The 11,684-nt window shown below is 70.9% G+C and carries 13 protein-coding genes; 4 read left to right on the forward strand and 9 right to left on the reverse strand.

What is annotated here, in order from left to right:
- Positions 1 to 20: 20 nt before the first annotated feature.
- From HD596_RS09715 to lhgD, 3 genes are read right to left on the reverse strand one after another with little or no spacing between them, the layout of a single operon-like run.
- A complete protein-coding gene (locus tag HD596_RS09715) occupies positions 21 to 1,433 on the reverse strand; it encodes a sensor histidine kinase (protein WP_185068942.1) in 1,413 nt (470 codons plus the stop codon).
- Positions 1,433 to 2,125 carry a response regulator transcription factor gene (locus tag HD596_RS09720; RefSeq protein WP_225963761.1) on the reverse strand — a complete coding sequence of 231 codons (693 nt, stop codon included), beginning with the start codon at positions 2,123 to 2,125 and terminating at the stop codon, positions 1,433 to 1,435. Before HD596_RS09720 ends, HD596_RS09715 begins: the two co-directional genes overlap by 1 nt.
- A 17-nt stretch (positions 2,126 to 2,142) precedes the next feature.
- Positions 2,143 to 3,333 (reverse strand): L-2-hydroxyglutarate dehydrogenase, encoded by a 1,191-nt coding sequence (gene lhgD / locus HD596_RS09725; protein ID WP_313043431.1) that lies wholly within the window; start codon positions 3,331 to 3,333, stop codon positions 2,143 to 2,145.
- Positions 3,334 to 3,450: 117 nt separating this feature from the next.
- Between lhgD and HD596_RS09730 the strand changes: the two genes are divergently transcribed.
- On the forward strand, positions 3,451 to 3,849 hold the full coding sequence (locus HD596_RS09730) for a hypothetical protein (protein ID WP_185068944.1): 399 nt from the start codon (positions 3,451 to 3,453) through the stop codon (positions 3,847 to 3,849).
- A 9-nt stretch (positions 3,850 to 3,858) separates the two neighbouring features.
- Here HD596_RS09730 and HD596_RS09735 read toward each other — a convergent pair whose 3' ends face one another.
- The 4 genes from HD596_RS09735 to HD596_RS09750 all read right to left on the reverse strand — a co-directional run bounded on the left by HD596_RS09735 (position 3,859) and on the right by HD596_RS09750 (position 8,074).
- Positions 3,859 to 4,791, reverse strand: a complete 933-nt coding sequence (locus HD596_RS09735) for an SMP-30/gluconolactonase/LRE family protein (RefSeq protein ID WP_185068945.1) — start codon at positions 4,789 to 4,791, stop codon at positions 3,859 to 3,861.
- On the reverse strand, positions 4,788 to 5,687 hold the full coding sequence (locus HD596_RS09740; RefSeq protein ID WP_185068946.1) for an SDR family oxidoreductase: 900 nt from the start codon (positions 5,685 to 5,687) through the stop codon (positions 4,788 to 4,790). The genes HD596_RS09735 and HD596_RS09740 overlap by 4 nt, the downstream gene beginning before the upstream one ends.
- Positions 5,688 to 5,689: 2 nt before the next feature.
- Positions 5,690 to 6,931: an MFS transporter gene (locus HD596_RS09745; protein ID WP_185068947.1), complete on the reverse strand. Its 1,242-nt coding sequence runs from the start codon at positions 6,929 to 6,931 to the stop codon at positions 5,690 to 5,692.
- 99 nt (positions 6,932 to 7,030) lie between these two features.
- Complete coding sequence (locus HD596_RS09750) at positions 7,031 to 8,074, reverse strand: YjiK family protein (RefSeq protein WP_185068948.1); 1,044 nt, start codon at positions 8,072 to 8,074, stop codon at positions 7,031 to 7,033.
- A gap of 89 nt (positions 8,075 to 8,163) precedes the next feature.
- Between HD596_RS09750 and HD596_RS09755 the strand changes: the two genes are divergently transcribed.
- Complete coding sequence (locus tag HD596_RS09755; protein ID WP_185068949.1) at positions 8,164 to 8,691, forward strand: SigE family RNA polymerase sigma factor; 528 nt, start codon at positions 8,164 to 8,166, stop codon at positions 8,689 to 8,691.
- Complete coding sequence (locus tag HD596_RS09760) at positions 8,688 to 9,833, forward strand: hypothetical protein (RefSeq protein WP_185068950.1); 1,146 nt, start codon at positions 8,688 to 8,690, stop codon at positions 9,831 to 9,833. The genes HD596_RS09755 and HD596_RS09760 overlap by 4 nt, the downstream gene beginning before the upstream one ends.
- Here the strand turns inward: HD596_RS09760 and HD596_RS63650 are convergent.
- Positions 9,830 to 9,958 (reverse strand): hypothetical protein, encoded by a 129-nt coding sequence (locus HD596_RS63650; protein WP_281398194.1) that lies wholly within the window; start codon positions 9,956 to 9,958, stop codon positions 9,830 to 9,832. The two genes, HD596_RS09760 and HD596_RS63650, sit on opposite strands and share 4 nt — an antisense overlap.
- Positions 9,959 to 10,018: 60 nt before the next feature.
- Here HD596_RS63650 and HD596_RS09765 point away from each other — a divergent pair, with 60 nt between their 5' ends.
- Positions 10,019 to 10,987 carry an aldo/keto reductase gene (locus HD596_RS09765; protein WP_185068951.1) on the forward strand — a complete coding sequence of 323 codons (969 nt, stop codon included), beginning with the start codon at positions 10,019 to 10,021 and terminating at the stop codon, positions 10,985 to 10,987.
- Between the two features lie 95 nt (positions 10,988 to 11,082).
- On the opposite strand, the gene thpR is transcribed toward HD596_RS09765, so the two are convergent.
- Positions 11,083 to 11,640: an RNA 2',3'-cyclic phosphodiesterase gene (gene thpR / locus HD596_RS09770; protein ID WP_185068952.1), complete on the reverse strand. Its 558-nt coding sequence runs from the start codon at positions 11,638 to 11,640 to the stop codon at positions 11,083 to 11,085.
- Positions 11,641 to 11,684 lie beyond the last annotated feature (44 nt).

Raw genomic sequence — 11,684 nt, forward strand, 5'->3', positions numbered from 1 at the left:
CCTGAGGGTTAGCTGAAGGCTCACTCCAAGGCGAGTGGGAGTTCCACCCGGAAGGTGGAGCCGGCCTCCGGCGAGCTGTCCAGCGTGACCGTGCCGCCGTGGGCCTGGACGAGCGCCCGTACGATGGCCAGGCCGAGCCCGCTGCCCCGGTCCTCGCCGGAACGGCGGCGCGATCTGGCGGAGTCGGCGCGATAGAAGCGTTCGAAGACGTGCTCGACCTGCTCGGGCGTGAGTCCGGGGCCGTTGTCGACGACCTCCAGGAACAGCTTCTCCGGGCCCGCCCCGATGCGCACGATGATCGGCGAGCCGGGCTCGGTGTGGATGATCGCGTTGGTGACGAGGTTGCTGATGACCTGGCGCAGGCGTACCTCGTCGCCCGAGACGATCAGGGCCGCGCCGCCGACCACGTCCAGCTTGATGATCCGGTCGGGCGCGAGGATCCTGGCGTCCTGCACGGCGTCCGCGGCCAGCGCCAGCATGTCCACCGGGCGCATCTTCAGCGGCCGCTGCTGGTCCACCCTGGCCAGTAAAAGCAGGTCGTCCACCAGCAGGCTCATCCGGCCCGCGGCCTTCTCCACGCGCTGCATCAGCTCGGCGGGGTCGGCGCCGGGGTTCTGCCTGGCGTACTCGGCGAAGCCGCGGATGGAGGTCAGCGGGGTGCGCAGCTCGTGGGAGGCGTCGCCGACGAACTGGCGCATGCGGTCCTCGGAGCGGCGGGCCGCCGCCTCCGACGCCGACCGCGCCGCGAAGGCGGCCTCGATCTGGGCGAGCATCCCGTTCAGCGAGTTGGCCAGGCTCCCGACCTCGGTACGCGGGTCGGCGTCCGGCACCCGGCGGCCCAGCTCGCCGCCGGCGATGGCCTCGGCCGTGCGCTCGATCTGGCCGAGGGGGCGCATGCTGCGCCGCACGATCGTGATGCCCGCGACGGTCAGGAGGAGCAGTATGCCGCCGCCGCCCAGCAGCTCGATGAGCACGAGCCGCCTGGTGATCGCGTCGACCTCTTCCAGGTCCACCGCGACCACGAGCGTCTGCCGCTGGACCACGCGCTCCAGCACCCGCCACTCGCCGTCGCCCTTGATGGCCGGCGTCGTGTACGCCTCGGTGCCCGGCGAGGGGGACAGCACCGGCTTGGGCTTCAGGTCCACGTCGCGGTCGGTGAGCATCGGTACGAAGTTGCCGCCCGGCTCCTTGACCAGGACGATCGCGTCGGACTCGATGATGATCGGCCGCTCGGAGGTCTCCCTGTCCTTGCGCCAGTCGCTCACGACCTTCTTGTGCATGCGGGCGTTGAGCAGGCTGAGCTGGCTGTCCACCCGGTCGATGAGGTAGCCGTGCAGCACCGAGACGCTCACCAGGCCGATGAAGGTCATGCCGAACCCCAGCAGGGCCAGCATCGACGCGATGAGCTTGATCCGCAGCGGCAGACCGCGCATCAGGGACTCGGTGGCAGGCGTAGGACGTATCCGACACCGCGCAGGGTGTGGATGAGCCGGGGGCTGCGGTTGTCGATCTTCCGGCGGAGCACGGACACGTACGACTCGACGATGCCCACCTCGCCCCTGAAGTCGTAGTCCCACACGTGGTCGAGGATCTGGGGCTTGGACAGGACGCGGCCGGCGTTCGTCATGAAATAGCGCAGCAGCTTGAACTCCGTCGGCGACAGCGCCACCGCGTTGCCTCCGCGCCACACCTCGTGGCTCTCCTCGTCCAGCTCGATGTCGGCGAACGTGAGCCGGGGCGGGGCGGCCGGGAGGTCGCCGTTCGTACGGCGCAGGACCGCGTGGATCCTGGCGACCACCTCCTCCAGGCTGAACGGCTTGGTCACGTAGTCGTCGCCGCCGATCGTGAGCCCGCGGATCTTGTCCTCGGTCTCGTCACGGGCGGTCAGGAACACCACGGGCGTGTGCAGCCCGCCGCCGCGCAGCCGCCGGACGATCTCGAATCCGTCCAGATCGGGCAGCATGACGTCGAGCACGACGAGGTCGGGCCGGTGCCGTTGCACGGCGGCGACGGCGTCGTGGCCGCTCTTCGCGGTGGTCACGTCGAAGCCCGCGAACCTCAGGCTCGCGGCCAGGAGCTCAAGGATGTTGGGATCGTCCTCGACGATCAGCAGGCGTGATTCCATCACATCCAAGGATGCCCTCATCGGACGAGTGCTGGGACAATTCCGGCAATGTGCCGGGCAATTGCCAGGCTGGAGGTGGCGGCGGGCGAGGGCGCGTTGCGCACCAGGACGATGTTGCCGTGCACGTCCACCACGAAGTCGTCGACCAGGCGGCCGTCCCTGGCGACGGCTTGGGCGCGTACGCCGCCGGGGGCCCGTACGAGGTCGGCGGCGGTGAGCTCGGGGACGTAGCGGCGGGCGCCCCTGACGAACGCGCCCTTGACGAGGGAGCCGTAGACCTCCTTGATCCCCGTACGCCAGTGGCTCCTGGCCATGCGCAGCGTCCCCGGCCATCCAAGGATTTGACCGAAATTTCGGATATTTCGCCAGGTGTAGCCTTCGTAGGCCAGGGCGAGCACCGCGTTCGGCCCCACCAGCACCCCGCCGTCGATCTGGCGCGTCAGATGCACCCCCAGGAACGGGTAGCGCGGATCCGGCACCGGATAGATCAGCCCGCGGACGAGGTCCTTGGCCGCGCCCCGGAGGGCGTAGAACTCCCCTCGGAACGGGACGATCCGCACATCCCCCGGCTGCCCCGCCATCCCGGCCACCGTGTCGGTGCCCAGGCCGCCGCAGACCACCAGCCGGTCGAAGGTGAACCTCCGCCTGGCCGCGAGCACCTCCACGCCCCCGGACCGCTCCCTGATCGCCCTGACCGGATGCGACAGCCGTACGGACCCGCCCATCTCCGCCACGTCGAGCGCGAGCCGGCGCGCGACGGCGGGGAAGTCGCAGATCGCGGTGTACGGCGAGTGGATCGCGCCGACGCCGACCGCGTGCGGCTCGATCTCGCGCAGCGCCAGCCCGTCGAGCTCGGCGATGCCGGGCACGCCGTTGGCGCGCGCCCGCTCGGCCAGCGCGCTCAGCAGCGGCCGCTCGGCACGGGTGCTCGCGACGACCAGCTTGCCCACCTCGTCGTACGGCAGCGCGTTGGCGGTGCAGTACTCCTTGAGCAGTGCCACGCCCTCGCGGCAGAGCCGGGCCTTGAGCGAGCCCGGCGGGTAGTAGATGCCCGCGTGGACGACGCCGCTGTTGTGGCCGGTCTGGTGGGCGCCGACGTGCGACTCCTTCTCCAGCACGGTCACCTCGGCGCCCCTGACCCTGGCCAGCTCGCGCGCCACGGCCAGGCCGACTATGCCCGCCCCCACGACTCCGATCTTCTCCGTCACACGACGATTTTCCGGCTAACCGGCCGTCCCCGCTATATCCGGGCGATCCAGCGCTTGAGCCGACGGACACAGCGGCCCTTTCCATGACATCCAGTCGAACATGAGTACGATGGCGGCATGTACCTTCCGCCGGAGTGGCCGCCCGAGGTGCGGCCGCCCAGCGTCCCTGACTGGGAGCTGTCCGCCACGACCTGGCTCCTGGACGCGCTCCCGCCGGACTACCGGCAGCACGAGGTTCTCCGGCGCCATCCGATCGCGCTGGTCAGCATGGCGAGCTATCACGTCAACGCCGCCGTCGAGGCGGCCAGGACCGGCTACCGGAAGGCCGCCGTCGACCTGAAGGGGCACCTCCCGCCGCACGCCGTCGAGGCCGTACTCGACGTCTACCGGCACGAGGGCCCGCGCCTGGTCCGGCTGGCCCGCTCGATCGAGGTGGTCGGGCAGGCCCTGCGCGGAGAGCTCTTCACCGCGACCCTGCGCGGCCAGGGGCGGCGGAGGGGTCCCGCGCCGTCCTGAAGAGCCGGTTCAGGGCCGGGGGATGGCGACGGCGTCGTACGGCGTGTCCGGGGCCGGCGTCGTGTCGAAGCGGGCGTTCGGGAGGTACAACCGCGACCCGAAGGCGGCCACGGTCGCCGGCACGTCGAACCTGGGATCGCTCACCCGCCGCACGACGCGCCCCTCGGTCCCCGTCGCGTTCAGCCGCAGGACGGCCACGGCGTTGAGCCGGTTCTGCACCGCGTACAGCGTCCGGCCGCGCAGCAGCAGGCCGTCGCCCTCCCGCAGCGACTCGCCGTGCAGGTCCACCCGGCGGGTGGCGCCGGACGGGTCGACGCGGAACAGCCCGCCGGTGTTCGACTGCACGACGATCAGGCCCCGGCCGTCCGGGGTGGGCGTGATGCCGTTGGCGTTGAAGCCGTCGCCGTACTTCAGCTCCCCGGTGAGCGGGATCCGCACCGCGGTGGCGGGCAGCCGGTCGCCGCGCAGCGCCAGCTTGTAGAGCACCGGGTTGGTGGAGTCGGTGAACCACGCGGCGCCCTGGGTGAGGATGACGTCGTTGACGAACGCCGGGCCGGTGACCAGCCGGTAGGAGGCCAGCACCCGGCCGGTGCGGGAGTCGACCACCCGCGCGTCACCGCCCGTGCCGCCTGCCACGAACAGCCGCCCCCGCGAGTCGAGCTTCATGCCGAGTGACGGCGTGCCGGGTCCGCGGCTGATGATCGCGCCGCGGCCGGTGCGCAGGTCGGCGCGGTAAATGGAGCCGTCGGCCATGGAGCTGATGAAGGCGAAGGGTCCGGCGCCGGTGGCGATGCCCTCGGGCTGGAAGCCGTCGGGCAGCGAGATCGAGGTCGGAAGCCTCCCTGCCCGCCGGTCCGAGTCCGCTCCGGCGGGGCCGCCCGTGGTGACAGCCAGCGCGAGCGCGGCGAGGATCGCGCCGAGGGCCCTGAACGATCGCGTCACTTGCCACCTCCGGCCGAAGTGAACGCCGAGGTGAACGCCGAGGCGTGGTCGCGGGCGAAGTCGGCGATGTCGCGCGGAGGGCGGCCGAGAAGGCCGGCGACCGTGTCGGTGGTGAAGTCGCCCCAGCCGGAGGCGTACGCCTGCGCGTACTCCTCCAGCATGTCGACGATCCATACCGGGACGCCGTAGCCGAGCAGCGTCTTGCGCTTGGCGTCGTCGCCGACCGGCAGGTACGTGACGGACCTGCCGAGAGCGAGCCCCAATTGCTCGGCAACCTCGTCGAACGTCAGCGAGCGCGGGCCGGTGAGCGTGTACGTCTCGCCGTGGTGGCGATCCGGGTCGTCGAGGAGCACGCGGGCGGCGCACTCGGCGATGTCGCGTACGTCGATCATGCCGATCCGCGCCGAGGCCAGGTTCAGCGAGAACGTGCCGGTGGCGGCGATGTCACCCGCCTCGTTCAGCAGGTTCTGCATGAACCAGTGCGGGCGCAGGATCGTCCAGCGCATGCCCCACCGTTCGAGCTCCTGGTCGGACAGCGCGTGCAGCCTGCCGCTGCGGTTCGGCGCGTCGTGCGCCGCGCCGACGACGGACAGGCGGACGACGCGCTCCACGCCGGCCCGGCGGGCGGCCCACACGGCGTTCATGCTGTTCTCCGGGGCGCGCGGGCCGTTCGGGGTCAGCAGCCACACGTCCCGCACGCCCTCGAAGGCGGGCGGCAGCGACCGGGCGTCGTCGAGATCACCGGCGAAGACCTCGACTCCCCGCTCGGACAGCCCGCCCGCGCGGGACTCGTCGCGGACGAGGGCGCGAAGGCCGACATCGGCTCCTTCCAGCGCCTCGATCAGCGCGGTGGACACGGTCCCGGTGGCCCCGGTGATCAGTACGGTGCGTGACACGCTCATTCTCCTTTGGCAGTGGCAGGGGTACGGGGCGCGGTCTTCGGGGGCTCGCCCGCCGGCCGCTTGACGGTGATGCGTTCCAGGGCCCAGAGCACGACGGTCCCGGCCGAAAGGGCGGCGCCCAGGACGAACACGCCGCTCCAGCCCCCGTGCACCCAGACCACGGACGCCAGCGCGGACCCCACCGCGCCCCCGGCGAAGAAGACGGTGAGGAAGGCCGAGTTGATCCGGTTGCGGGCCTCGGGCCGCAGCGCGAAGAGGACGTTCTGGCTGCTGTTGAGCACCGCCTGATGCGCCAGGTCCAGCACGACCACGCCGGCGAGCAGCCAGATCAGGGACCGCGCCCCCGCCGCGAGCGCCAGCCAGGACGCCACCAGCAGCACCGTCCCGGCGCCGGTCACGACCTGTACGCGTCCGCGGTCGGCCAGCCGCCCCGCGACTGTGGCCGTCAGCGCGCCCACGACCCCGACCAGTCCGAACAGGCCGATGGCCGGCTCCGTCCAGTCGTACGGCGAGCCCGACAGCAGGAAGGTCAGCGCCGTCCACAGCACGCTGAACGAGGCGAGGCTCAACGCGCCGATGCCCGCCCGCCACCGCAGCAGCGGCTCGTACCGGAACATCGCCACCGTCGAGCGCAGCAGGCCGAGGTAGGTCAGGCGGCCGCCGTCCCCGCCGAGCCGGGGCAGGAACGTACGCAGCAGCACGGCCATCAGCGCCATCAGGGCCGCGTTCACCCAGTAGACCGTCCGCCACCCGCCCAGCTCCGACAGGGCGCCGGACGCGGTGCGCGCCAGCAACAGCCCGAGCATCAGCCCGGTCATCACGGTGCCGACCACCCGGCCACGCTCGGCGGGGTTCGCCAGCGTCGCCGCGAACGGCACCACGACCTGAGCGCCCACCGAGGTCAGCGCGGTCAGGGCGGTACCGGCCAGGAGCACCGTGCCGTTGGGGGCCATGGCCGACACCAGCAGGAACACCGCGGTCGCCGCGTAGAGCGCCACCGCCAGCCGCCGCCGCTCCACCAGATCGCCGAGCGGCACCAGCAGGATCAGCCCCAGCGCGTACCCGCCCTGCGCGGCCGTCACCACCAGTGCCGCCTGCGACGGCCCGACGTCCAGCTCCCGGCCGATCAGGTCAAGCAGCGGCTGCGCGAAGTAGTTTCCGGCGACCGCCAACCCGGTCGCCACTGACATGAGCAGGAGCAGACCGCGCGACAGGCGGCCGTCCGTTCGAGGTCTCATCGCCGTCATGCGGACAGCCTGGGCGATGGGGCATCAATGAGTCCAACGCATGTTTTTCATCGGAACGATCGCGTTTCACGATCGATCATTCCGGGGGGTTCAGCGGGTGCGGCGGGCGATGAAGGTGATGGTGCCCAGGGCGGTCGCGGCGGCGGCGATCCAGATGAGGATGTCCTTGGCCGTTAAGCCGGTCGCGCCCGCCTCGACGGCCGCCTGGGAGGCCGCGCCCGGGTCCTTCGCGGGGGCCTGCCGCGCGGCCGCGGTCGGGCTGGGAGTGGGGGTGGTGGCGGGGCGGGCGGTGGCGGGGATCGTGACGCGGTAGACCGGGCTCCGGGGCCCCTCCGTGCCGGTGAGGAGGTACTTGCCGTCCGCCGTGTACGCGATCGACTCCGCCTGCTTCAGCGCCGGCATCGACACCCTGCTGATCATCTCGCCCGACGGGCGGTAGAGGGTGGCCGAGAAGTAGGTGCGGATGACGTACGAGGAGCCGTCGGGGGCGTAGGCGGCGTCCGTGGCCATGAGGGGCGCGGTGGTCACCTTGCGCAGGACGTTCGGCTTGTCGGTACGGAGCTTCTTCGGCGCGGCGTAGACGGACCCCGAGAACTCCTTGGACACCACGTAGAGGCGCCCCGTCTTGGGGTTGATCATGATGCCTTCCGCGTTGCGGCCGCCGTCGGCGTAGCGGAAGCGGTAGCGGGTCGCGGGCAGGGTGGCGTCCTTGATGGTCTGGGGCTCCACCACGCGGTAGATGGAGACGTCCGGCCAGGCCCCGTTGAGGTTGTCGCCGATGTCCGCGAACCACAGCGTGGCCTGCCCCGTGGCCGGGTCCTTGGTCGCGGCCATGGCCTCCCAGTCTCTCGCCTGGGCGCCCCGCACCTGGAACGTGGCCCGCGTCCGCCCCTTGCCGTCCACGGCGTAGAAGGTGGGGCTGGCGGAGCTGTCGTTGTGCGTGTAGTAGATGTCCGCGTGCGTCGGCGAGACGGCCAGGCCGCTGGACTCCGTGATCTTCGGGTCCTTGAAGGTGAAAAGCTTCTCCATCCCCTCGTCCGCCACCGCCGCACGGGCGGGAACGGTGAACAGCACACAGGTGGCCATCGCCACAGCCCCCGCGGCGGCCAGCGCCCGCATCACTCCATCCCCCACTCCGACATCATGCCCCACGAGTCGCCGCGCAAGACCGACCTCCAACGCCGCCGCTCGTGTCCGCGTTGATAGCGGGTGGAAGGAGAGGCATGGACCCATATGAGGGCTTCAGGGAGTTTGTCCGTGGGCGCCAGCACGCGCTGATGCGTACCGCGTACCTGCTCACCGGCAACGCCCCGCAGGCCGAGGATCTGCTGCAGACCGTTCTGATGCGGACCGCCAGGCACTGGCGGAAGCTGATGAAGGACGGCAATCCGGAGGCGTACGTCCGCAGGGCGCTCGTCAACGAGCACATCTCCTGGCGGCGGCGCAGGCGCGCCAAGGAGACGCTCACCGCGTACCCGCCGGAGATCGAGCACGGGGCCGGCCCCGAGGAGGAGAGCCTGCACCGCATGGCGCTGCAGCGGGCCCTCCTGCGCCTGACGCCCCGGCAGCGGGCCGTGCTGGTGCTGCGGTACTACGAGGACCGCAGCGTCGACGAGACCGCCGACCTGCTCGGCTGCTCGCCCGGCACGGTCAAGAGCCAGACCAGCCACGCGCTCGGCCGCTTACGCGTCCTCGCCCCCGAGCTGGCCGAACTGCTCCACGACGTCGATCCCGAGGAGGTCTACCGATGACCCGGTTCCGTGACGAGCTCCACCTGATCGCCGCCCAGGCGCCCGAGGTCGACCTGACCGAGCGGGTGGTGCGGGGGGCGCGCAGGCGGAAGGCGGCGACGCTCGGCTCGGCGCTGGCGTCGCTGGTCGCGGCGGCGCTCACGGCCACCGTCCTGATCACCACGCCGGGCGGCGCCACGTTCAGCGGCGAGATCGCGGATGCGCTGCCCGCCTCCGGCGTGGACCCGGCCGCGTACGCGTACTACGACTTCTGCGGCAAGGAGTGGACCCCGAAGAACACCCGGGACTTCGGCACGGAATGCGCCCAGTGGCGGCTGGTGACCCGGACCGGCGGGAGCTTCCGGATGCCCGAGGCGCTCAGCGTGTACACCGAGCAGGTCCCCGAGAACTACATGAACACCGGCGGCCCTCTGACGATCTCCTCGGACGGGAAGCGGGTGGCGTACTACAGCGAGAAGGACCAGAAGTTCGCGGTCCGGGATCTGGCCGACGGCCGCATCTGGCTCACCCCGCAGACCGTCACGCGGGAGACGATGGTGAAGAACGGGGTGGTGCTGGTGCTCTCGCCCGACGGGCGCTTTCTCGGCCCGCTGGCCCGGAAGAGCTCGGTGGTGGACATGGAGACGGGCCAGGTGACCGAGATCCCCGAGGGGTGGCGCGTGCGCCGGATCGGCAACGGCGGGAGTCCGATCGTGGTCACTGACGGCAAGGACCGGCTGGGGCTGTTCGAGGACGGGAAGGTGACGCCGTTGAACCAGATTTCGGCGCAGGTAAGCGAGCTGTCCGCGGACGGGCGCACGCTGACCTACCTCGATGGCCAGGAGGTCAAGGACCACGTCGTGACCCACGACTTCGACGCGATCGTCACCCTCGACGTCACCACCGGCAAGGTCCTGTCCAGGGCGGAGTTCACCGACGTACCGAAGGGCTTCCGTTTCCCGCGGATCGGCGGCTGGCACAGCCCTACGGAAGTGGTGCTCAGCGACGTGCTGCGCGACACGTCCTGGGGGGGCAAGAAGAACGGCATGCCCACGCTGGGCGACGCCACGTACGCGATCGACGTCAACACCGGCCGGATCCGCAAGCTCGACGAGTACACGTACAAGGCCTGGGCGGGCGACCTCGTCCTGCCGGGGTTCTAGCCGACGAGGACCCGGCCCACCTTGGCGCTGTGGCGGTGGAAACCGGTGCCCTGGAGCACCACCAGGAGCCCGTTGGCCACCGCCATGGCCGCCCACAGGCACGCGGAGGTCCGGCAGCGCTCCATTCAGGATCATGGACCTGGTGTATGGCCTGGAGCGCACTCCAGGTCTTTAGGGTTGAAGTCATGGATTACGTCAACCTCGGACGCAGTGGCCTCCAGGTGAGTCCGCTCTGCCTCGGCACCATGAACTTCGGCCCCCTGACCACGGAGGAAGACTCCTTCGCGATCATGGACCGGGCCCTGGAGCTGGGGATCAACTTCTTCGACACGGCCAACGTGTACGGCTGGAAGCTGGGCGAGGGCATCACCGAGCAGATCATCGGCCGGTGGTTCGCCCAGGGCGGCGGGCGCCGGGAGAAGACCGTCATCGCGACCAAGCTCAACGGCAAGATGAGCGACTGGCCCAACGACCAGAAGCTGTCCGCCCTCAACATCCGCAGGGCCTGCGACGCCTCGCTGAAGCGGCTGCAGACCGACTACATCGACATCTACCAGGCGCACCACGTCGACCGGGACACCCCGTACGAGGAGTTCTGGGAGGCGATGGACGTCCTGCGCCAGCAGGGCAAGATCGTCTACGTGGGGTCGTCCAACTTCGCCGGCTGGCACATCGCCAAGGCCCAGGAGGCGGCCGCCCGGCGTAACGTCAACGGCCTCATCAGCGAGCAGTCCCACTACAACCTCCTCACCCGCACGGTCGAGCTCGAGGTGCTGCCCGCGTGCGAGGACTACGGGCTCGGCGTGATCCCGTGGAGCCCGCTGGCCGGCGGCCTGCTCGGCGGCGTGCTGCGCAAGATCGACAAGGGCCGCTCGGCCTCCGAGCACATGGTCAAGCAGCTCGAGAAGCACCGCGACAAGATCGAGCAGTACGAGAAGCTCTGCGACGAGCTGGGCGAGGACCCGGCGTACGTGGCCCTGGCCTGGCTGCTCAAGCAGCGGGCGGTGGTCGCGCCGATCATCGGCCCGCGCACCCTGGAGCAGCTCGAGGGCAGCCTGCGCACCCTGGAGATCGACCTCGACGAGGCCACGCTGGCCCGTCTCGACGAGATCTTCCCCGGCCACCGCACGGCCCCGGAGGACTACGCCTGGTAGCTCAGGTCACCAGGGCGCCGACGACGACGATGAGCAGCAGCAGGCCGAGCACAATGGGCAACAGCCACATGCGAGGACGATCCACGGTCTGGAGCCTAGCCCTGCCCTGAGGGTGCGAGCGCCCATTCGGCGAGTGACTCGTACCTCACCTGGGGTCCTGTATGGCTGCGGACGAGACGGACCTGCTCCGCCCGCCACGGCGAGCCGCTGAACCCGGACAGCGACTCGACCAGCGGGCGCAGGTCCGTCTCCGTCTTGGCGCGGGCCAGCGTGAGGTGCGGGTGGAACCGTTTCTCATCGGTCTGTACGGCCCCCGCCCGCCGGGCGCCCGCCTTGACCGAGTCAGCCAGCCTCGTCATGGAGTCGCCCGTGACGCCCACCCAGAAGACCCTGGCCCGGCGGGCGGAGGAGAAGGCGCCGAAGCCGTCGAAGGCCAGGTCGAGCACGCTGTAGCGGCGTACGGCGCGGGCAAGGCGCTCCTCCAGCTCGGGCAGCACCCGCTCGGGCACCTCGCCGAAGAAGCCCAGCGTGATGTGCCAGGTGGCACGGTCGGGCCAGCGCAGCCCCGGCACCTGCCCGACGTGCGGCGCGATGGCGCGCGAGATCTCGTCCAGGATCTCGTCGGGCGGCACCAGCGCCGCGAACAGCCTCATACCACCTGATTGTCTCTTGCCCAGCCGCCGCCCGAGCCCCAGGG

Origin of the sequence: Nonomuraea jabiensis (assembly GCF_014204795.1) — a bacterium.
Lineage (GTDB): Bacteria > Actinomycetota > Actinomycetes > Streptosporangiales > Streptosporangiaceae > Nonomuraea > Nonomuraea jabiensis.